Below are 21,496 nucleotides of genomic sequence, written 5' to 3' on the forward strand. Positions count from 1 at the left end.
CTATTTCCTCTTATTTTTTCTGCCACGACCACGAGCTTGTTTTTTGGCTTCACGCTCAGCTATTTTCTTTTTTTCAAGTTCAGCAAAATAGTGTATTTCCTGCTCAATCATAGCAGGGGTTTCGAATGTTAATCCCCCGAGCGTTTTGTCGCGGACTTCTTGAATTAAGATCGTTGATGCTTTATGAAAATCAACATGGCCACCACTTTTAACACACCCACGTAACTTTCCGATCGCTTCTAAAAGCTCAACTTCACTTTGGGGGATAGATGCTAATTTATATCTTTGTTTCAATCGCTCAGGATAATTTTGTAATAAGTATTCAGCAGCAAAGAAAGCGATATCATCATGATCAAATGCAGTGTCTTTAACTGCACTTGTGATCGCTAACCGATAACCACTATTTTCATTGATAATTTTTGGCCACAGCATACCTGGGGTATCATAAAGATATAAACCATCTTCAAGTTTAATTCGCTGTTGCCCTTTAGTTACTGCAGGCTCATTACCTACTTTTGCTTTAGCCTTACCCACTAGCGTATTCAATAGCGTTGATTTACCGACATTTGGAATTCCCATAATAACGACATTAATTTGCTTACCAGCCTCATCTTTATTTGGAGTTAGCTTTTTAATTAGCTCTGGGATTGTTTTTGCTACTGATGGGTTATCTGTTGTTAACGCAATAGCTTTAACATTCTGTTGGGCATGTAAATATTCAAGCCATTGTTCAGTTACCGTAGGATCAGCTAGATCAGATTTATTAAGGATTTTAATTAACGGTTTATTACCTCTAATTTCTGTGATCATTGGATTTTCACTACTAAAAGGAAGCCGTGCATCACAAACTTCAATGACAACATCAATTTGAGGAAGAATTTCTCTTATTTCTTTTTGAGCTTTGTGCATATGCCCAGGAAACCATTGAATACCAGTACGACTCATTGATGAATTAACCTTAAATGTAAACCTATATAATATAAAACTATAATGAATATCTAAATATGTTATTAAACTAAATACATAGATAACGCTATAGTTTACACCAATAATGAGTATTTGTTTTATTAATCAATGATAATTATTAGTTGAAATAATTATAGTTTTAGCTACCATAAATGAAATATTATGCAACTTAATAGAATAATAATGCATAATTAGTGGTAGCAGGATCAAAAGCGATAAATAAACTTTCTTTAAATCTGGTTATTGATAATAAGCAGAAATAATAAGTCTTGTGTATTACTAATCAAAGAACACTTACTTTGCTTAACTTTAAGTATTCCTAACTCAATCCAAATAAAGCTTGGGCATACCATACTGATATAACTTCTGAAGGATAAATATAAATGTCATATATACATAAGACTATTTCTGGCTTAAAAAGCACAAGCCCTGCTCAAGCAGAATTTTATCAAGCGGTCGAAGAAGTCTTAGACTCATTAGCTCCTATATTGGAAAGTAACAAACTCTATCAGCAACAAGCAATAATACAACGACTTGTAGAGCCTGAAAGACAAATTATGTTCCGTGTACCATGGGTAGATGATCAGGGTATGATTAAAGTGAATAAAGGATACAGAATCGAGTTCAATTCAGCACTAGGACCTTATAAAGGTGGCTTAAGATTTCATCCCAGCGTTAATGCAAGTATTATCAAGTTCTTAGGCTTTGAACAAATTTTTAAAAATGCTCTAACTGGACTGCCTATTGGAGGTGGTAAAGGTGGTTCAAACTTTAACCCTAAAGGTAAATCTGACGGAGAGATAATGCGATTCTGCCAGTCTTTTATGACTGAACTTTACCGCCATATTGGCCCAACAACAGATGTTCCTGCTGGGGATATAGGCGTAGGAGCCCGTGAAATAGGTTATATGTTCGGTCAGTATAAAAGATTAACTGGTCGATACGAAGGCGTTTTAACGGGTAAAAGCTTGTTATGGGGTGGCTCATTAGTTCGTAAAGAGGCGACTGGTTACGGTGTGGTCTACTTTGCTGAAAATATGCTTTCAATAAAGAATAAAACACTAAAAGATAAACGTTGTTTAATCTCAGGATCAGGTAATGTCGCAATCTATGCTATTGAAAAACTCTACGAATTGGGCGCAAAGCCTATCACATGTAGTGACTCAACAGGTACTCTTTATCATGAAGAGGGTATTGATCTTTCTTTACTTAAAAAATTAAAAGAAGAATCAAGAGTAAGCTTAGCTTCATACATAGAAGTGCATAAAAATGCGATGTTTATACCTATAAATGAATATCCTAAAGGTGGCCATGCTGTATGGCGTTTCAAAGCAGATGCAGCCTTCCCATGTGCTACACAAAATGAGCTAACGCTAGCTGATGCACAAGCATTAATCACTAATGGCTGTAAACTAGTAAGTGAAGGCGCTAACATGCCTTCTACACAAGATGCAATTAACACTTTTGTTGATGCAAAAATAGCTTATGGACCAAGTAAAGCAGCAAATGCAGGAGGTGTAGCCACGAGTCAATTAGAAATGGCTCAAAACTCTAGCATGCAAACCTGGTCATTTGTGCAAGTGGATGAAAAATTGAAAGAAATTATGAAGAATATTTTTGAAACTGCGCATGAAGCTGCAATTGAATTTGGCCAGCCTGGTAACCTTGTACTTGGAGCTAACATCGCGGGTTTTAAACGTGTTGCTGATGCAATGCTAGAACAAGGCGTAGTCTAATACAGTTTATTTAATTAGGTGATCTATTTTATACGCAGGAAAAGAAGTTAAAAACACTGCATTTGCTTTTATAGCAAGTTGTTCATGACAATTACCAACTAAATAATGCACTAGTTTAGGGTATTAACTAGTAGAATTGTCACCTGATTAATGAAACTGGTATAAAAACAGAATTAAGTTTAGTGAATACAGGGGAAATCATCCATGATCAACATTCCCTGTTTCAATAGTCCTTAAGCAGCTTCATGCTACTTCGCTTAATCCTTCAAACGTCCTAAACAAGTCTTCCTGACTTGTGTTGTTACCAACTACTTAAGCATAGAATAAAAAACGGACATTGCAAATTAATAATTAATAATAATACCAACTTTCTTAAACCCATGATCTAATTTACTTTATTTTATACCTTTTAAAATAAGAATTATGAGACCCTTCGATTATATTCATTTTACCCCCTTTATCAACAAGGAAACTAATGGATGTATGCGTGTGCGTCTAATGGTACTCTCTCATATAAAGGAAGGCGCTAATAATTCAAAAAGTGCAAGAAATCTCAATATTAGCCGCCGTACTGTTAATGATTGGGTTAAAAAGTATTACGCTCATGGTATTTATGGATTAAAAGGAAAACATCACTCTATTCGTCTTCACGCTTAAATGAAGATCAACTTACCAAACTGATCGAGTACATACGTAGTAATAGCATTAAAACAAGTGATGGTAGGCTTAACGCACACGAGCTAGTTAATTATATTGCTCAAGCAATTTAAACTCAATTATTGTGTTTCCAATGTATATCGGTTGTTTCACCACTTAGGCTTTTCATGGATAACGAGCAGTTCTAGACATCCTAAACAGTCATATGAAATCAATAAGGTTTATGAAAAACTGGAAATCATAATGATCCCCTAGAATGTTAGCCCGACTCTTTCGGATCGGGCTTTTGACGTGCATGGATGCACTAATGTCGAGCTGCCATATTCTTACAAGGATGTAAGTCATTAGGGTAATGCAGGAGCAATTACCGAGATGGCAAGGAACGACCTAAAAAGAAGTCTAGCAATGTCCTACTCTCACATAAAAAGAAGAACACCCACACGCTATACCATCCGCCGCTACTGCGTTTCACACAAAGCAAAAAGCCCGACTCTTTCGAATCGGGCTTTTTTAAAGAGAAGTCTAGCAATGTCCTACTCTCACATGGGAACTCCCACACTACCATCGGCGCTGCTGCGTTTCACTTCTGAGTTCGGAAAGGGATCAGGTGGTACCACAGTGCTATTGTCGCTAGACAAAAAACGTTTTGTACATGGATGTACTTATGTCGCGAAGCCATGGATGGCTAGGAGCGACGTATCTCCATCTACAAATTAATTCGGAAAGCTTTATAAATACGTGTTATTCAATCTAATTCACTCTAACTCACTACTGAGTACGTGATTTGTGCTTATCGCACTCGTCAAACAAACAACCCGTTTACGTCTCTATCGAGCACGCAAAACTATTTGGGTGTTGTATGGTTAAGCCTCACGGGTAATTAGTATTGGTTAGCTCAATGCCTCGCAGCACTTCCACACCCAACCTATCAACGTTGTAGTCTCCAACGACCCTTTAGGGAGCTTAAAGCTCCAGTGAGAACTCATCTCAAAGCCTGCTTCCCGCTTAGATGCTTTCAGCGGTTATCAGTTCCGAACGTAGCTACCGGGCAATGCCATTGGCATGACAACCCGAACACCAGTGGTTCGTCCACTCCGGTCCTCTCGTACTAGGAGCAGCCCTCTTCAATTCTCAAACGCCCACGGCAGATAGGGACCGAACTGTCTCACGACGTTCTAAACCCAGCTCGCGTACCACTTTAAATGGCGAACAGCCATACCCTTGGGACCGACTTCAGCCCCAGGATGTGATGAGCCGACATCGAGGTGCCAAACACCGCCGTCGATATGAACTCTTGGGCGGTATCAGCCTGTTATCCCCGGAGTACCTTTTATCCGTTGAGCGATGGCCCTTCCATACAGAACCACCGGATCACTATGACCTACTTTCGTACCTGCTCGACGTGTCTGTCTCGCAGTTAAGCTGGCTTATGCCATTGCACTAACCGTATGATGTCCGACCATACTTAGCCAACCTTCGTGCTCCTCCGTTACTCTTTAGGAGGAGACCGCCCCAGTCAAACTACCCACCAGACAGTGTCCCCAAGCCCGATAAGGGCCCTAGGTTAGAACATCACGCATACAAGGGTGGTATTTCAAGGTTGGCTCCACCGCATCTAGCGACGCGGTTTCAAAGCCTCCCACCTATCCTACACATGTAGGAGCAATGTTCACTGTCAAGCTATAGTAAAGGTTCACGGGGTCTTTCCGTCTAGCCGCGGGTATACGGCATCTTAACCGCAAATTCAATTTCACTGAGTCTCGGGTGGAGACAGTGTGGCCATGATTACGCCATTCGTGCAGGTCGGAACTTACCCGACAAGGAATTTCGCTACCTTAGGACCGTTATAGTTACGGCCGCCGTTTACCGGGGCTTCGATCATGAGCTTCGCCGAAGCTAACCCAATCAATTAACCTTCCGGCACCGGGCAGGCGTCACACCGTATACGTCATCTTTCGATTTTGCACAGTGCTGTGTTTTTAATAAACAGTTCCAGCCACCTGGTTACTTCGACTCTCCGATGCTTACGCAGCAAGTGCTTCACATTAGAGAGCGTACCTTCTCCCGAAGTTACGGTACTATTTTGCCTAGTTCCTTCACCCGAGTTCTCTCAAGCGCCTTAGTATTCTCTACCTAACCACCTGTGTCGGTTTGGGGTACGGTTCCTATATATCTGACGCTTAGAAGCTTTTCCTGGAAGCATGGCATCAATGACTTCGTGTCCTTGGACACTCGTCTCGTATCTCAGCCTTAAGGATACCCGGATTTACCTAAGTTTCCAGCCTACATACTTTCACACGGACTACCAACGCCGTGCTCACCTAGCCTACTCCGTCCCTCCTTCGCAATATATAGAAGTACAGAAATATTAATCTGTTTCCCATCGACTACACCTTTCGGTCTCGCCTTAGGGGCCGACTTACCCTGCCCTGATTAACATGGGACAGGAAACCTTGGTCTTTCGGCGGGGGAGTTTTTCACTCCCCTTATCGTTACTCATGTCAGCATTCGCACTTCTGATACCTCCAGCAAGCTTTACAACTCACCTTCAACGGCTTACAGAACGCTCCCCTACCACTAGGACGTATCCTTAAGGTATCTGTTGACTTCGCTTCCCAACTCAACGTTCGGGTGAGCTTGACCGTTTTTCTTCTCTAAAACAATGAGAAAAACGTTAGTCTTAAATAGCTTAAGTGATACGTCCTAATCCGCAGCTTCGGTGCATAGTTTAGCCCCGTTACATCTTCCGCGCAGACCGACTCGACTAGTGAGCTATTACGCTTTCTTTAAAGGATGGCTGCTTCTAAGCCAACCTCCTAGCTGTCTATGCCTTTCCACATCGTTTCCCACTTAACTATGACTTTGGGACCTTAGCTGGCGGTCTGGGTTGTTTCCCTCTTCACAACGGACGTTAGCACCCGCAGTGTGTCTCCCGCATATCACTCATTGGTATTCGGAGTTTGCAAAGGGTTGGTAAGTCGGGATGACCCCCTAGCCTTAACAGTGCTCTACCCCCAATGGTGTTCGTGCGAGGCTCTACCTAAATAGATTTCGGGGAGAACCAGCTATCTCCCGGCTTGATTAGCCTTTCACTCCGACCCACAAGTCATCACCGCATTTTTCAACATACGTGTGTTCGGTCCTCCAGTTGATGTTACTCAACCTTCAACCTGCCCATGGGTAGATCGCCGGGTTTCGGGTCTATACCTTGCAACTAAACGCGCAGTTAACACTCGCTTTCGCTACGGCTCCCCTATTCGGTTAACCTTGCTACAAAATATAAGTCGCTGACCCATTATACAAAAGGTACGCAGTCACCCCGAAGGGCTTCCACTGCTTGTACGTATACGGTTTCAGGTTCTATTTCACTCCCCTCACAGGGGTTCTTTTCGCCTTTCCCTCACGGTACTGGTTCACTATCGGTCAGTTAGGAGTATTTAGCCTTGGAGGATGGTCCCCCCATGTTCAGTCAACGTTTCACGTGTGCCGACCTACTCGATTTCATGATAAGTTTATTTTCGTGTACGGGGCTATCACCCTGTATCGCTGCCCTTTCCAGAGCATTCCACTAATTTACAAACCACTTAAGGGCTAATTCCCGTTCGCTCGCCGCTACTAAGGAAATCTCGGTTGATTTCTTTTCCTCGGGGTACTTAGATGTTTCAGTTCTCCCGGTTCGCCTCTTTACGCTATGTATTCACGCAAAGATACTTGCTTATGCAAGTGGGTTTCCCCATTCGGATATCTCAGTCTGTAACGGTTTTTATCACCTTAACTGAGCTTTTCGCAGATTAACACGTCCTTCATCGCCTCTAACTGCCAAGGCATCCACCATATACGCTTAGTCACTTAACCATACAACCCCAAATAGTTTCCTATTGTGGTGTCTTGATGACAAGACCAAGACTGAATGTATGTCTGACATTTTCACGTACTCGTTATGGTACTTATTGCTAAGTAGTCATAATGGAGTTACTTGAATTAGATTTTTCGTTAACAGATAACAAGTTATCTCTTAACCAGCTCGTTCGATGACCGATAAAATCATCTGACTCGCTGTGGGTAGTTATCATTATGCATTTGAGCGCGCGACACGCCATTTGCCTGATAAATACCGGTATTTATATCAGCTTTCCAAATTGTTAAAGAGTTCGTTTTAGGACGCATTCGCCTAACCCGTGGTTTAAAAAACCAAACGTAATCTATTCATCTGAATACCTTAAGTTTGGTTTCTATTTCCTTTAGAAGAAGTGGTGGAGCTAAGCAGGATCGAACTGCTGACCTCCTGCGTGCAAGGCAGGCGCTCTCCCAGCTGAGCTATAGCCCCTCTTTTACTCAAAGAGAGTGGGTAACATGTTATTAAAGCAACTTCAATTACGTGATAGACAAGGCGAATAAATACGACGTGTGCAACGCGCACATGAGTGTTTATTCAACGCAGTATCTCGCGTAATTTGGTAGGTCTGGGCAGACTTGAACTGCCGACCTCACCCTTATCAGGGGTGCGCTCTAACCAGCTGAGCTACAGACCTATATAAATTGCCCGAAGCTTACATGTTAGGACTTCTTCTTTACTTTAGTTATCATTGCAATTTGTGTAGACACTCTGAAATGCAAGCATTTCCATTGAGCCGTTTTACTTCAAGATAAGGAGGTGATCCAACCCCAGGTTCCCCTAGGGTTACCTTGTTACGACTTCACCCCAGTCATGAATCACAAAGTGGTGACCGTCCTCCCGAAGGTTAAACTAGCCACTTCTTTTGCAACCCACTCCCATGGTGTGACGGGCGGTGTGTACAAGGCCCGGGAACGTATTCACCGTAGCATTCTGATCTACGATTACTAGCGATTCCGACTTCACGGAGTCGAGTTGCAGACTCCGATCCGGACTACGACGTACTTTGTGTGATTCGCTCCACCTCGCGGTATTGCAGCACTCTGTATACGCCATTGTAGCACGTGTGTAGCCCATCCCGTAAGGGCCATGATGACTTGACGTCGTCCCCACCTTCCTCCGGTTTATCACCGGCAGTCTCCTTAAAGTTCCCGACTTAACTCGCTGGCAAATAAGGATAGGGGTTGCGCTCGTTGCGGGACTTAACCCAACATTTCACAACACGAGCTGACGACAGCCATGCAGCACCTGTCTCACAGTTCCCGAAGGCACAAATCTATCTCTAGAAATTTCTGTGGATGTCAAGGGATGGTAAGGTTCTTCGCGTTGCATCGAATTAAACCACATGCTCCACCGCTTGTGCGGGCCCCCGTCAATTCATTTGAGTTTTAACCTTGCGGCCGTACTCCCCAGGCGGTCAACTTAGCGCGTTAGCTACGCTACCCACAGATCAAGTCCACAGACAGCTAGTTGACATCGTTTACGGCGTGGACTACCAGGGTATCTAATCCTGTTTGCTCCCCACGCTTTCGTGCCTCAGCGTCAGTATCTGTCCAGGTGGCCGCCTTCGCCACTGATGTTCCTTCCAATCTCTACGCATTTCACCGCTACACTGGAAATTCCACCACCCTCTACAGTACTCTAGCTAACCAGTTTCAAATGCAGTTCCGAGGTTGAGCCCCGGGATTTCACATCTGACTTAATTAACCGCCTACGCACGCTTTACGCCCAGTAATTCCGATTAACGCTCGCACCCTCCGTATTACCGCGGCTGCTGGCACGGAGTTAGCCGGTGCTTCTTCTGTTGCTAACGTCACAGTGCAAGGGTATTAACCTTACACCTTTCCTCACAACTGAAAGTGCTTTACAACCCGAAGGCCTTCTTCACACACGCGGCATGGCTGCATCAGGGTTTCCCCCATTGTGCAATATTCCCCACTGCTGCCTCCCGTAGGAGTCTGGGCCGTGTCTCAGTCCCAGTGTGGCTGATCATCCTCTCAAACCAGCTAGAGATCGTCGCCATGGTAAGCCTTTACCTTACCATCTAGCTAATCTCACTTGGGCTAATCTAAAGGCGAAAGGTGCCGAAGCATCCCCTCCTTTGGTCCGTAGACATTATGCGGTATTAGCAGTCGTTTCCAACTGTTGTCCCCCACCTAAAGGCATATTCCCAAGCATTACTCACCCGTCCGCCGCTCGTCAGCAGATAGCAAGCTATCTCTGTTACCGCTCGACTTGCATGTGTTAAGCCTGCCGCCAGCGTTCAATCTGAGCCATGATCAAACTCTTCAATTAAAAAATCGTTTGTGCTCTCCTCTACCTAAGTAAAGGCTCGCTGCTCAATGAATTCTGTCGTGTTATTCACCGAAGTGAATAACTACATAAAACGTACTAATTATTCTTTCCTAATAAAAGGAGAGAAAATTAATACTTATTTGTGTGACTTCTTCATTGCGCTGTTTTTGCTACCTAAGTAGCTGGTAAAATCAACATCAATGTGAGTGCCCACACAAATTGCATGATAACTAATTGTTAAAGAAATTCTTCGACTTACAAGAAGTGGAAGAAAAGTTAAAGCACATTCGTTTAACTTTATCGCTCTAGGCCTTGCCTTAAGCGAGATGCGCATTCTACGCATTTGAATTTTAATGTCAACAGGTTTTTTAAAAAGTTTTTAAATTTATCAAAACATTTTTAAACCTTAGTTAACCGTTTAAGAAGCTAAAGCGCTTAGTAAACCTGTTAAAACTCTCACTTGGTCATCCTATTTAAGTGAACGTCGTATTTTCCGTTACTTCGTCCTTCTCAAGTTCCCCTGAAGAAGTGGAGCGCATTCTAGCGATTTTTATGACCACGTCAACCATTAATTTAAATTTTTTATGATTAATTGACTGGATGTTTAAAAATAGTACAAAGATTTCAGTTTTACCAATAAATATACATAAAAAGAGCGAAAACGCGCTCTTTTAAAGTAAAGGTAGCTAACTTAACTAAGTATTATTAGTTTCATCTGATTTTTCTTTTTCTTTGCTTTCTTCTGTAGGAAAGTCAGCATCGCTATCATCACCAACAACATGTTCAAGTTTTAACTTTTTAACTGAGCGAATTGTGGTAAAGGGACCTGAGCTTGCATATAAAACAAATATCGCAGCTAATAGTTCCGCAGGACTAGCCGCTACAATTACGAATACCAAGACAATAAGTAAAACAACGATAAAGCTAACTTTTCCCTTCCAGTCTACATCTTTGAAGCTGTTATATCGAAAGTTACTGACCATTAAAAGTCCTGAGACAATGGTAATAACGCCTAATACCAAGCCAAAATCTTGGCCATTAAGCTCATATTCAGTTCCTAGCCAAACAAGACTAGCAATAACCCCCGCCGCGGCAGGGCTTGCTAAACCTTGAAAGTATCGTTTATCAGCCACACCAACTTGTGTATTAAAACGGGCTAAACGCAATGCTGCCGCTGCAACAAATACAAAAGCAGCTAACCAACCAAATTTTCCCATGCCTGAAAGCGCCCAATTATAAGCTACCAAGCCAGGAGCAATTCCAAATGACACCATATCAGCCATACTATCGTATTCTGCACCGAACTCACTTTGTGTATTAGTCATTCGTGCAACACGACCGTCTAAACCATCAAAAATCATTGCAATAAAAATTGCTATAGCTGCATGTTCAAAATGACCATTCATTGATGAAACAACGGCAAAAAAACCGGCAAACAAACCTGCTGTTGTTAAAAGGTTAGGTAATAAATAAATCCCTCTAGTTGGGGAGCTGTTGGTGTTATTTTTATCTTGCATAAATTTTTTTTACATAATTCAAGTGATTAAATTAACCTTTAATTTAACATAAAAGCCTATACTAAGGCAGTGAAATTTATTGTTTAATACTAAATCCATGCAGATAAAAGTTTGTAAACTTTATTCTTAGTTGATATAACACAATATATTAGTTCGTCCGAATAACGCTTGATTTAATAATTTTAAGAGTAGTAAACAGGTATAAATATGAAAGAAAAATATATAGCTCTAGTGCTCGTTACTGTGTCATTTATAAGTTCTGCGACGAATGTTACTATTTATCGCTGGGTTGATGACAAACAAGTGGTACATTTTAGTCAACAGCAACCAGAGCATGAAAACTATACCGAACTGTCGATGTCTTCCCCTAAAGTAAACTCCCCAATTGAAAAAACTACAGAAAAAGAAGAGAAAGTAGATACACAATTAGCAATACAAGGGTCTAAAGATAAATGTGAGGAAGCTAAAGCGAACCTTCAAACATTAATGACTTATGACAAAATCCAATATAAAGATGAAGGTGGGGCAATAAAAATACTTGGTAAAGTGCAAAAGCAGCAACAAATACAGATCAATAAGGCTCAAGTAGAAGTATATTGTCGAGGATAACCCCGACAATATAATACTTTAATTTACTTTTTATTAAATGTCAGTGACTGATCAGTCTCAAGCACTTCAATGGTATCACCGGCTTTAAATTCACCAGATAATATACATTGAGCTAATGGGTTTTCAATCATTTGCTGTATCGCTCTTTTTAAAGGTCTGGCCCCAAATAAAGGATCAAAACCAGCGGCTGATATTAATTCAAGTGCATCAGTTGAAACTTCGAGGTTTATATCCCTGTCATTTAACCGTTGAGCAAGACCGCTTAATTGTATAGATGCAATTCTTCCTATTTGTTCCTGTAATAAAGGATGGAAGACAACTGACTCATCAATTCGGTTAACAAACTCAGGTCTAAAGTGCTGACTAACTTCTGCCATTACTTGTAGTTTCATTTCTTGATACCGAGTATCGTCACCAAACGATTGAATAATATCAGAACCTATATTAGAGGTCATAATCACTACCGTATTTCTAAAGTCAACAGTGCGCCCTTGACCATCAGTTAAACGCCCGTCGTCTAAAACCTGCAGTAAAATATTAAATACATCAGGATGCGCTTTTTCAATTTCATCAAGTAAAATTACAGAATAAGGCTTTCTTCGAACAGCCTCAGTTAAGTAACCACCTTCTTCATAACCTATATATCCAGGAGGGGCCCCTACCAGTCGAGCTACAGAGTGTTTCTCCATAAACTCGGACATATCTACACGAATTAATGCATCTTCGCTATCAAATAAAAAGTGCGCTAATGCTTTGGATAACTCTGTTTTACCAACCCCTGTAGGCCCTAGAAACAGGAATGATCCAATAGGCTGATCAGGATCAGCTAAGCCAGCTCTAGATCGTCGTATAGCATTTGAAACTGACACTACGGCTTCGGACTGCCCAATAACTCTCTTATGTAAGTTATCTTCCATAGCTAACAACTTATCGCATTCCTCTTCTAACATTTTAGCTATGGGTATGCCTGTAGCCCTGCTTAGCACATCGGCTATTTCAACTTCAGTCACTTTGTTGCGCAGTAATGTCATTTCTTGCATTTCTGCCTGGCTTGCAAGATCAAGCTGTTTTTCCAGTGCTGGAATACGGCTATATTGTAATTCAGCCATTTTATTGAGATCGCCAGCCCTACGAGCTGAGTCTAATTCTATTCTAGCGTGATCAAGATCTGTTTTTATCGCCTGACTGCCATGAATAGCCGCTTTTTCTGAAGTCCAAACCTCATCTAAGTCGTTGTAGCTACCTTCTAGCTCTGTTAGTTGGTCATTGATTAATGATAAACGCTTAATAGATGAGTCGTCAGGTTCACCTGCTAAAGCTTTCTGCTCTAGTTTTAACTGTATAATTCTGCGTTCAAGTTTATCTAGCTCTTCAGGCTTAGAATCCATTTGCAGTCGAATACTTGATGCTGCTTCGTCAATTAAATCAATCGCTTTATCAGGTAATTGTCTATCACTTACATATCGATGAGATAGTGTAGCCGCAGCGACTATTGCTGGGTCAGTGATGTCAACATTATGATGCAGCTCATAGCGCTCTTTAAGTCCTCGAAGAATAGCAATAGTATCTTCTACGGAAGGCTCTTCAATAAGTACCTTTTGAAAGCGTCGCTCAAGTGCAGCATCCTTTTCGATGTACTGACGATACTCATCAAGTGTTGTTGCTCCTACACAGTGTAAATCGCCTCGAGCAAGAGCGGGCTTAAGCATGTTGCCAGCATCCATGGCTCCCTCACCTTTTCCAGCACCAACCATGGTATGCAACTCATCGATGAATAATATAACCTGCCCTTCAAGTTTTGACAGTTCATTTAGCACCGCTTTCAGTCTTTCTTCAAACTCACCTCGATATTTTGCACCGGCAACAAGTGAGCCCATATCAAGAGATAAAACACGTTTATTCTTGAGACCTTCAGGAACTTCATGATCAACAATACGTTGAGCAAGCCCTTCGGCAATAGCCGTTTTCCCAACACCAGGTTGACCAATTAGTACAGGGTTATTTTTAGTCCGACGCTGTAAAACCTGAATTGTTCGCCTAATTTCATCATCTCGGCCAATAACAGGATCTAATTTACCTTGTTCAGCAAGATCAGTTAAATCGATTGTATACTTGTCTAGGGCTTGCCGTGATTCCTCAGCATTAGGATCATTCACATTTTCGCCGCCACGTATATGCAAAATAGCATCTTGTATACGCTGCTCACTTGCTCCTAATGATTTTAATGTTTGACCTAATTGCCCTTTATCTTCTAGGGCAGCTAAAATAAAGACTTCTGATGATATATATTTATCACCGAACTTTTGTGCATATTTATCACATAGGTTAAGTAAACTGCCTGATGCAGCAGAAAGCTGTACCTCACCACCAGTACCACTAACTTGTGCTAAATTTGCAAGTATGTTTTCAATTTGCGAGCGCAGGGTAAATACATCAATTCCCGCACTCTTTAATAGTGGAATAATACTCCCGTTACTTTGATTAAGTAACGCAAGCATTAAGTGTGCAGGCTCAATAAATTGATGATCTTTGCCTAAAGCAATAGACTGTGCATCTGAAATTGCCACTTGGAATGATTGGGTGAATCTATCTAAACGCATATATAACTCCTACAGTAATATTGTTCCACTTAAAAATTAATGGAATTACTCACCTTATAGTTATTAGATGGGGGGTAATGTAATTCTTTCAATACACTTTGTTTAGATCGTTTGATCTAGAATAAGTTATACGACTTATTTAATACAAATTAATGATGCCATTCTGCCAGTTACTTTATTACGCCGATATGAGTAATACTTTTCATTATTAGAATAAGTGCACTGCGATGTTTGAATTATAGAAGTAACCCCTGCAGCTTTTAGAAGAAACGTTGCGATGCCAGGTAAATCAGCCTGATACTTAAACGCATTATTTTGGATAAAAAATGAAGCTAATCTAGCATCTTGTGATAAAAAGGCCTTTATCACCTCCTCTCCTACTTCAAAATGATGCTGGCTGATGCAAGGTCCTAACCAAGCAACAACTTCATAAGGTTTACTCACCATTTTATCAAGTGTGTTAGAAATAATATTATTAACAGTTGAACGCCAACCACAATGAATAGCAGCTATTTCATTACCTTTTGTATTTGAAAGTAGAATAGGTAAGCAATCTGCGGTCATGATCGCTAAAGCTAAGTGAGGTGTTCGAGTAATTATTGCATCTGCTGAGGGCGAAGGAGATATTAGGTTTTCAGCAACAATAACACTATTACTATGAGTTTGCTCAAGCCATTGAATTTGACTGTTTTCAGGTAAAGCCTTTAGTAAAGATAGTCGATTGGTTTCGACTTCACTTTTATTATCGTTAACGTGTAACCCTAGATTAAAACCACCATAACAAGAACGGCTAATTCCCCCGTTATTCAGTGGGTATTTAGTTGTTTGAATTGCCTGAACTGAACGAACAGGCAAGTTAATATGTTCAATTGATGCCTTAGTAGCTTTCTTCGCCATTAAGCTTGGTGTCTTCTCTTAGAATATTAGTTAGGTTAACCATATCTTTTGGTATTTCTGCATGCCACGTCATTTCCTCTCCTGTTATTGGATGAAATAGTGACAACATAGCTGCATGTAAAGCTTGTCGTTTAAAGTCTTTTAATACTTCACGAAGTTCTGTAGTCGCATTTCTAGGGGGTCTTGGACGACCACCATAAACAGGATCACCAACAAGTGGATGCGTAATATACGACATGTGAACACGTATTTGATGAGTACGACCTGTTTCTAAGCGTAATCTTAAACGCGTGTGCAAGCGAAACTTTTCCATTACACGGTAGTGTGTAACCGATGGACGTCCGATTGTTGATACCGCCATATGTGTTCGTTTGGTTGAATGCCGACCTATAGGCTCATCAACCACACCTCCTGCTGTCATTACACCACAGGCAATAGCTTCATATTCACGAGTTATTTCTCGTGCTTGTAAAGCTTCAACAAGATTCGTTTGCGCCGCAATTGTTTTAGCCACCACCATTAAGCCAGTAGTATCCTTATCAAGCCGATGAACTATACCAGCTCTAGGCACAATATCTAACTGTGGGCAGTAATGAAGTAGACCATTTAATACGGTGCCATCAGGATTACCAGCACCAGGATGAACAACTAAGCCAGCAGGCTTATTAATGACTAAAATATCATCGTCCTCATACACGATGTTTAATGGAATATCCTGAGGTTCAAAACGAATATCAGCTTCGATTTCGCTGACTATTTCAATTTGCTCGCCACCATACATTTTTTCGCGGGGTTTGGTTAACGCATTACCATTTACTGACACTTGGCCAGCTAAAATCCATTCTTTTAAACGAGAGCGTGAATAATCAGGGAACATTTCAGCCAAAGTCTGGTCGAAACGCTTACCTAAGCATGAATCTGGAACTATATCTTGGTGTTGAATTTTCTCAGCCATTAAAATCTCTGTGAATTAGCACTGTGCAAGGTTTGATTGCTAGGTTAGAATGCAAATCTTATTTTACCCTTTTGCTCATTCAATTACATTAAGTAAATATGATCAACAGTATTTTTATTTTAATTAAAAACAAAGTAGTGATATTAAGTCTATGGAAAAAGTGACATTTAGAACCCTATTTTTAGTGCTTACGCTAGCAATAGTAGGCTGTTCATCTTCTAGTGAAAATGAAGTGGACAAAGTGCCAGACAAGTCTGCTCAAGCGCTATTTAGCGACGCTCGCGAGGCTTTAGATAATGGTTTGTATCAAAGAGCTATACAAGTTTTATCTGCAATTGACTCTCGTTTTCCTTACGGCCCAATTAGCCACCAAGTACAACTAGACTTGATTTATGCATATTACAAAAGTGGAAATTCAGCTCAAGGTATTGCTTTAACAGACCGTTTTTTGCGTTTAAACCCCGCCCATATCAACGTTGATTATGTTTATTACATGCGTGCATTAATTAACTTATCTACAGAAAGTAATCTCTTTCAAGATATTGCAGGTATTGACCGCTCAGATCGTGATCCAACAGCTTCTCGTGCCGCGTTTAGTGATTTAAAAACAATCGTCACTAAATATCCAGAAAGTAAATATGCTGCAGACTCAAGAAAGCGGATGATAGAAATAAAGTCTCGCTTAGCCAACTATGAATTAGCAATTGCTCGTTTTTATATGGAAAGAGAGTCTTATGCATCGGCAGCAAATAGAGGGCGATATATTGTTGAAGCATATTCACAAACAAGCCAAGTAGAGCAAGCACTTGAAATAATGATAAAATGCTACGACAAAATGGGATTAATCGACCTAAGAAATAATGCCATGCAAGTTTTAGCGGCTAATTATCCCAAAAATAAAACTGTTGCTAACTAATATCTAAACTATATAAAAAAAGACGCTTAGCGTCTTTTTTTATATACAAATAATGGAAAAATTAAGTCATATTAAATTAAATAGCTTCGTTATCTTCTTCACCGGTTCTAATTCTAATAATGCGTTCAACATTAGTTACAAATATCTTGCCGTCACCAATTTTTCCTGTCTTAGCTGTATCCATAATTGCATTAACACAACGATCAACATCTTCATCAGCAACTACAATTTCAATTTTTGCTTTAGGTAAGAAGTCCACCATATATTCCGCACCGCGGTATAATTCAGTGTGGCCTTTCTGACGACCAAAACCTTTAACTTCTGAAACGGTCATACCTGTAACACCTATTTCACCAAGAGTTTCTCTTACGTCATCTAACTTAAACGGTTTTATAATTGCTTCAATTTTTTTCATATTCAGCCTTTGTAATGTCAAAAATAACGACGTCCACTTAACGCTTAAGTAATTTTCTATACCGGAAAAACCTTATTACCTATACGTAAATCACTATTGTACACAATAGTGTCAAAAAACTAAAAGTTGAATTTTTACTAAAGTCAGTCACAAGCTAAATATTGTTTGATACACTTAAGTTCCAGACTCTAGATTCTAGGTTCTAATTTAAAATAAAGATCGAGGAAACCATGGACCCACAAAAAATTATCAGAGAGATGAAAGTCATACCGAGCATAGATGCTGAGTTTGAAATAACGCGCCGTGTAAATTTCATCAAAAGCACCCTGCTCAACTCAGGTTTAAAAAACCTAGTTTTAGGTATTAGTGGGGGTGTAGACTCCTCCGTTTGTGGGCGATTAGCACAATTAGCTGTAAATGAATTAAATATAGAACATCAAGATAGCTTTCAATTTATTGCAGTAAGACTACCTTTTGATATTCAAGCAGATGAAGATGACGCACAATTAGCGCTAGCATTTATTCAACCAACTCACAGTATTTCAGCCAATATTGCTTTGGGTACTAATGGAATTCATAACGAAGCTATCGATGCATTAAAAAGGGCCAAAATACTTAATGTAAGTGATACTCAAATAGACTTTTCCAAAGGTAATGTTAAAGCAAGAGCTCGTATGACCATGCAATATCACATTGCAGGTATTGTTTCTGGTTTAGTATTAGGGACAGATCATTCAGCTGAAAATATTACGGGCTTTTTCACAAAATGGGGAGACGGTGCATGCGACCTTGCACCTTTATTTGGCTTATCAAAAAGACAAGTTCGACAATTAGCAGAAACGTTAGGTGCATCCCCTTTATTAACTAACAAAACACCCACTGCCGACTTAGAAGAACTATCGCCAAGCAAAAAAGATGAAGACGCGTTAGGTATTTCCTACGATCAGCTTGATGACTTCCTTGAAGGCAAAGCTGTGAGCAAAAAGATTGAACAACATATCGTGAATCTGTACTTAAAAACGCAGCATAAGCGCTCTCCTATACCAACAATATACAGCTGAGATGTCTACCCACTAACTTTAAATTAAGTATGCCTATTGAAATTTGCATAAAAACAAACTCTGTTCTATAACTTAAAATATCACTTAACCTCAAGGATAGAGGATATTTTATGAATAGTAAGGGATTTACTTTAATTGAAACATTAGTTGTAGTTGCCCTGTTGATGACACTTACTGCAGTTGGTATACCTTCGTTATCTGACTTTATAATAAAAATGAGAGTCGATAACGAAATAGACCGTATCAACCGTTTGTTGCTCGTTACAAGAAATATCGCATTAAATACTAATCAAGCGGTAACCTTTTGCCCACTTCAAAGTAATATTTGTGTCAATCAATGGCATCAAGAACTGTCTGTGTTTACCGATGCCAACAATAATAAAATTTACGAACCTCACTTAAAAGAGCAACTGATTCAATATAAAGACGCAATAGTTGTTGGTGACAAGCTTCAATATGGGAACACTAGAAAAGGGTTAACTTATGCACCAAACGGTTACTTAATGGGATGGGGGCAAAATGCAACCTTTATGTACTGTCCAAAAGGACACCTAGCTAAATCTCGAGCTATTACAGTCGCTGTTTCAGGTCGAGCCTATAAGTCACAATTTAATCCTAAAAAGAATAAAGAAGAAACGCGCTCAGGAAAAAAGATTATATGTAAATAAAGCTTAGCTGTTTGAAGTAGATTCGTGCTTTGTGCTTAAATAGTATTACTTGAGCAGGTCTCACATTTAACATGCAACTACATATTGCTATTAGCTACAAAAAAGTAGTCTTGATCAGTATAGAACTTATAATGAGAATATGACATTAAATTCATTAAGCCTTACTACCTGAAGTATAAAGTTTTCGTCTAAATTTATCCGACTCTATTGATATTTCATTTCCCCAAATTTAGGTTAGCATCAAAATAGCGGATATAAATTATTCTGGCTGAATAGTTAAATAGATGATATAAAGATTGAACGAACGAACGTCATAGGCTTTAGTATTTCTTATGTTAAATCGTCAATCACATATAGTTTTACATCGAACTCATCGCGGCTTCACGTTAGTAGAGCTTATTGTGGGTATCGCAATTATTGGTATTCTGCTTGCTGTAGGAGTACCTGGCTTAAGTCAATTCACGATAAAATCAAGAGTTGACGGTGAGATATCAGAATTACATCGAATCATGCTAACCGCCCGAAATACCGCGATAAACACCGGTCAATATGTCACAGTTTGCCCGCTGTCTGGTATAAACTGTCAAACAACTAATTGGCATAATACCCTGACAGTTTTCACAAATGAAGCAAACACGCTTGCAAACGCTAAAGTATTTCAATCAACTTTAGTACCGGCAAGTGAGTTTAAAATAAAAGTAAAAAATGCTGCAAAAGGTGGAGATAAAGTTCAATCAACAAAGCAAGCGATTGTATTTTCACCCACAGGTAAACTAGCAAGCCCAGGGCCAGTAATGATCAAGTATTGCCCAAAAGGCCATCCTGATTTGTCACGAGCTGTTGAAATATCATTATCTGGGCGCACCTACGCAAGTGACGATATAGATAACGACAACAAAGATGAAGATAGAAGTGGTAATGAAATTACTTGTTCGTAATCGATAAAATAATAAAAAACTTAAGATTATAAACGGATATATTGACTATAAATCTCAGCTTCATGATTAGTATAAAGCTTTCTATGACCCTGTAACAAAATCTGTGTAACTGCCTATCATTAATACCCATATAGGGTTTAGGATAGGCAATTATGAATAAGAAAGAACTAGAAGCGTTTGCTAAAGAGGCAGCCAAATCAATCAAGTCCGAAGCTGACTTAACTGATTTTCGCAAAATGTTAACCAAGGTCACCGTTGAAGCGGCACTTAATGCCGAGCTTGACGAACACCTTGGCTACTCTCGTCATGAAAAATCCACTCAAGATAATTACCGTAATGGTTATTCATCGAAAACAATTCGCACTGAAGATGGTGAAGTCGACCTAGATGCCCCTCGCGATAGGAACTCCAGCTTTGAGCCTCAGCTCGTTAAGAAAAATCAAACGCGTTTTACCTCAATGGACGACAAGATTTTATATCTGTACTCCAAGGGCATGACAACCCGAGATATCGTTGCTACCTTCAAAGAAATGTATGATGCGGATGTTTCTCCAGCACTTATTTCACGTGTGACTAACGCCGTTATTGAGCAAGTCGTGGAATGGCAAGCGAGGCCGCTTGATGCGGTTTACCCCATTGTTTACTTAGACTGCTTAGTGGTCAAAATTAGGCAGGATAAACAGGTTATCAATAAAGCTGTTTACCTTGCGCTTGGCGTTAATATTGAAGGCCATAAAGAGTTGCTCGGCATGTGGATATCGGAAAATGAAGGGGCTAAGTTTTGGTTGAACGTGTTAACTGAACTTCAAAATCGAGGCGTGAAAGATATCCTTATTGCTTGTGTCGATGGCCTTAAGGGCTTCCCTGATGCAATCAATACAGTTTATCCTGATACGCAAATACAGCTGTGTATTGTGCATATGGTGCGTAATTCGTTGAAGTTTGTTCCATGGAAAGACTATAAAGCTATCACGAGTGATTTGAAGCGAATATACCAATCAATCACCGAAGATGAAGCGTTGCTAGCACTTGAACAATTCGAACAGCGCTGGGATGGCAAATACCCCAACATATCGCGCTCGTGGCGTAATAACTGGCAGAACGTGAGTACGTTGTTTAATTACCCGGAAGATATACGTAAAGCTATCTACACGACGAATGCGATTGAGTCGCTCAATAGTGTAATACGTAAGGCAATTAAAAAGCGTAAGCTTTTTCCACATGATGATTCAGCGAAAAAGGTCATCTACTTGGCAATAGAGCAGGCATCCAAAAAGTGGACAATGCCAATAAGAAATTGGAAAACGGCCTTGAATCGATTTATGATTGAATTCGAAGACCGTTTGAAAGATGTTATTTAAACCTGGCAGT

The 21,496-nt window shown here is 40.2% G+C and carries 15 protein-coding genes, 2 tRNA genes and 3 rRNA genes; 9 read left to right on the forward strand and 11 right to left on the reverse strand.

What is annotated here, in order from left to right:
* Entirely contained in the window at window positions 1-945 is a 945-nt protein-coding gene (ylqF, locus tag QUD79_RS12210) for a ribosome biogenesis GTPase YlqF (protein WP_184424123.1), read from the reverse strand.
* Window positions 946-1,349: 404 nt separating this feature from the next.
* On the opposite strand from ylqF, the gene gdhA reads away from it, so the two are divergent.
* From gdhA to QUD79_RS17465, 3 genes are all read left to right on the forward strand, one after another.
* A complete protein-coding gene (gene gdhA / locus QUD79_RS12215) occupies window positions 1,350-2,702 on the forward strand; it encodes an NADP-specific glutamate dehydrogenase (RefSeq protein WP_184424122.1) in 1,353 nt (450 codons plus the stop codon).
* A gap of 483 nt (window positions 2,703-3,185) precedes the next feature.
* Window positions 3,186-3,359, forward strand: a complete 174-nt coding sequence (locus QUD79_RS12220) for a helix-turn-helix domain-containing protein (protein WP_184424121.1) — start codon at window positions 3,186-3,188, stop codon at window positions 3,357-3,359.
* Window positions 3,360-3,455: 96 nt separating this feature from the next.
* Window positions 3,456-3,614, forward strand: coding sequence for a winged helix-turn-helix domain-containing protein (locus QUD79_RS17465; RefSeq protein WP_184424120.1), 159 nt, complete (start codon window positions 3,456-3,458; stop codon window positions 3,612-3,614).
* Between the two features lie 265 nt (window positions 3,615-3,879).
* Here QUD79_RS17465 and rrf read toward each other — a convergent pair.
* The 6 genes from rrf to pssA form a co-directional block, all read right to left on the reverse strand.
* Window positions 3,880-3,994 (reverse strand): 5S ribosomal RNA (gene rrf / locus QUD79_RS12225).
* 224 nt (window positions 3,995-4,218) lie between these two features.
* Window positions 4,219-7,214, reverse strand: a 23S ribosomal RNA gene (locus QUD79_RS12230).
* A gap of 396 nt (window positions 7,215-7,610) precedes the next feature.
* Window positions 7,611-7,686: transfer RNA gene (locus tag QUD79_RS12235), tRNA-Ala, on the reverse strand.
* A 128-nt stretch (window positions 7,687-7,814) separates the two neighbouring features.
* Window positions 7,815-7,891, reverse strand: a tRNA-Ile gene (locus QUD79_RS12240).
* A 115-nt stretch (window positions 7,892-8,006) separates the two neighbouring features.
* Window positions 8,007-9,549, reverse strand: a 16S ribosomal RNA gene (locus QUD79_RS12245).
* Together the 16S, 23S and 5S rRNA genes with 2 tRNA genes alongside form the textbook arrangement of a ribosomal RNA operon.
* A gap of 695 nt (window positions 9,550-10,244) precedes the next feature.
* Window positions 10,245-11,066, reverse strand: coding sequence for a CDP-diacylglycerol--serine O-phosphatidyltransferase (pssA, locus tag QUD79_RS12250; protein WP_184426880.1), 822 nt, complete (start codon window positions 11,064-11,066; stop codon window positions 10,245-10,247).
* A gap of 207 nt (window positions 11,067-11,273) precedes the next feature.
* On the opposite strand from pssA, the gene QUD79_RS12255 reads away from it, so the two are divergent.
* Window positions 11,274-11,675 carry a DUF4124 domain-containing protein gene (locus QUD79_RS12255; RefSeq protein WP_184426878.1) on the forward strand — a complete coding sequence of 134 codons (402 nt, stop codon included), beginning with the start codon at window positions 11,274-11,276 and terminating at the stop codon, window positions 11,673-11,675.
* Window positions 11,676-11,698: 23 nt separating this feature from the next.
* On the opposite strand, the gene clpB is transcribed toward QUD79_RS12255, so the two are convergent.
* The 3 genes from clpB to rluD all read right to left on the reverse strand — a co-directional run bounded on the left by clpB (window position 11,699) and on the right by rluD (window position 16,127).
* Window positions 11,699-14,275 (reverse strand): ATP-dependent chaperone ClpB, encoded by a 2,577-nt coding sequence (clpB, locus tag QUD79_RS12260; protein ID WP_184426876.1) that lies wholly within the window; start codon window positions 14,273-14,275, stop codon window positions 11,699-11,701.
* Window positions 14,276-14,410: 135 nt separating this feature from the next.
* The gene (pgeF, locus tag QUD79_RS12265) at window positions 14,411-15,172 is read right to left on the reverse strand and encodes a peptidoglycan editing factor PgeF (RefSeq protein ID WP_184426874.1); all 762 of its coding nucleotides are present in this window, start codon (window positions 15,170-15,172) and stop codon (window positions 14,411-14,413) included.
* On the reverse strand, window positions 15,153-16,127 hold the full coding sequence (gene rluD / locus QUD79_RS12270; protein WP_184426872.1) for a 23S rRNA pseudouridine(1911/1915/1917) synthase RluD: 975 nt from the start codon (window positions 16,125-16,127) through the stop codon (window positions 15,153-15,155). The genes pgeF and rluD overlap by 20 nt, the downstream gene beginning before the upstream one ends.
* A gap of 151 nt (window positions 16,128-16,278) precedes the next feature.
* Here rluD and QUD79_RS12275 point away from each other — a divergent pair, with 151 nt between their 5' ends.
* On the forward strand, window positions 16,279-17,043 hold the full coding sequence (locus tag QUD79_RS12275; protein WP_184426870.1) for an outer membrane protein assembly factor BamD: 765 nt from the start codon (window positions 16,279-16,281) through the stop codon (window positions 17,041-17,043).
* Window positions 17,044-17,119: 76 nt separating this feature from the next.
* On the opposite strand, the gene glnB is transcribed toward QUD79_RS12275, so the two are convergent.
* Window positions 17,120-17,458, reverse strand: coding sequence for a nitrogen regulatory protein P-II (gene glnB, locus QUD79_RS12280; RefSeq protein ID WP_184426868.1), 339 nt, complete (start codon window positions 17,456-17,458; stop codon window positions 17,120-17,122).
* A gap of 230 nt (window positions 17,459-17,688) precedes the next feature.
* Here glnB and nadE point away from each other — a divergent pair, with 230 nt between their 5' ends.
* The 4 genes from nadE (at window position 17,689) to QUD79_RS12300 (ending at window position 21,486) form a co-directional block, all read left to right on the forward strand.
* Window positions 17,689-18,519: an NAD(+) synthase gene (nadE, locus tag QUD79_RS12285; protein ID WP_184426866.1), complete on the forward strand. Its 831-nt coding sequence runs from the start codon at window positions 17,689-17,691 to the stop codon at window positions 18,517-18,519.
* Window positions 18,520-18,629: 110 nt separating this feature from the next.
* Complete coding sequence (locus QUD79_RS12290) at window positions 18,630-19,187, forward strand: GspH/FimT family pseudopilin (RefSeq protein WP_184426884.1); 558 nt, start codon at window positions 18,630-18,632, stop codon at window positions 19,185-19,187.
* Between the two features lie 332 nt (window positions 19,188-19,519).
* Window positions 19,520-20,125 carry a GspH/FimT family pseudopilin gene (locus QUD79_RS12295; RefSeq protein ID WP_184426882.1) on the forward strand — a complete coding sequence of 202 codons (606 nt, stop codon included), beginning with the start codon at window positions 19,520-19,522 and terminating at the stop codon, window positions 20,123-20,125.
* A 152-nt stretch (window positions 20,126-20,277) separates the two neighbouring features.
* Window positions 20,278-21,486, forward strand: coding sequence for an IS256 family transposase (locus tag QUD79_RS12300; RefSeq protein WP_184426950.1), 1,209 nt, complete (start codon window positions 20,278-20,280; stop codon window positions 21,484-21,486).
* The last annotated feature ends 10 nt before the right edge of the window (window positions 21,487-21,496 follow it).

Source organism: Thalassotalea piscium (assembly GCF_030295935.1).
Taxonomy (GTDB): Bacteria; Pseudomonadota; Gammaproteobacteria; order Enterobacterales; family Alteromonadaceae; genus Thalassotalea_B; species Thalassotalea_B piscium.

Excerpts from the sequence above, each read along its gene's own strand:
- ylqF (WP_184424123.1), bottom strand. The coding sequence starts at position 945 with ATGAGTCGTACTGGTATTCAATGGTTTCCTGGGCATATGCACAAAGCT.
- gdhA (WP_184424122.1), top strand. The coding sequence starts at position 1,350 with ATGTCATATATACATAAGACTATTTCTGGCTTAAAAAGCACAAGCCCT.
- QUD79_RS12220 (WP_184424121.1), top strand. The coding sequence starts at position 3,186 with ATGCGTGTGCGTCTAATGGTACTCTCTCATATAAAGGAAGGCGCTAAT.
- pssA (WP_184426880.1), bottom strand. The coding sequence starts at position 11,066 with ATGCAAGATAAAAATAACACCAACAGCTCCCCAACTAGAGGGATTTAT.
- QUD79_RS12255 (WP_184426878.1), top strand. The coding sequence starts at position 11,274 with ATGAAAGAAAAATATATAGCTCTAGTGCTCGTTACTGTGTCATTTATA.
- clpB (WP_184426876.1), bottom strand. The coding sequence starts at position 14,275 with ATGCGTTTAGATAGATTCACCCAATCATTCCAAGTGGCAATTTCAGAT.
- pgeF (WP_184426874.1), bottom strand. The coding sequence starts at position 15,172 with ATGGCGAAGAAAGCTACTAAGGCATCAATTGAACATATTAACTTGCCT.
- rluD (WP_184426872.1), bottom strand. The coding sequence starts at position 16,127 with ATGGCTGAGAAAATTCAACACCAAGATATAGTTCCAGATTCATGCTTA.
- QUD79_RS12275 (WP_184426870.1), top strand. The coding sequence starts at position 16,279 with ATGGAAAAAGTGACATTTAGAACCCTATTTTTAGTGCTTACGCTAGCA.
- glnB (WP_184426868.1), bottom strand. The coding sequence starts at position 17,458 with ATGAAAAAAATTGAAGCAATTATAAAACCGTTTAAGTTAGATGACGTA.
- nadE (WP_184426866.1), top strand. The coding sequence starts at position 17,689 with ATGGACCCACAAAAAATTATCAGAGAGATGAAAGTCATACCGAGCATA.
- QUD79_RS12290 (WP_184426884.1), top strand. The coding sequence starts at position 18,630 with ATGAATAGTAAGGGATTTACTTTAATTGAAACATTAGTTGTAGTTGCC.
- QUD79_RS12295 (WP_184426882.1), top strand. The coding sequence starts at position 19,520 with ATGTTAAATCGTCAATCACATATAGTTTTACATCGAACTCATCGCGGC.
- QUD79_RS12300 (WP_184426950.1), top strand. The coding sequence starts at position 20,278 with ATGAATAAGAAAGAACTAGAAGCGTTTGCTAAAGAGGCAGCCAAATCA.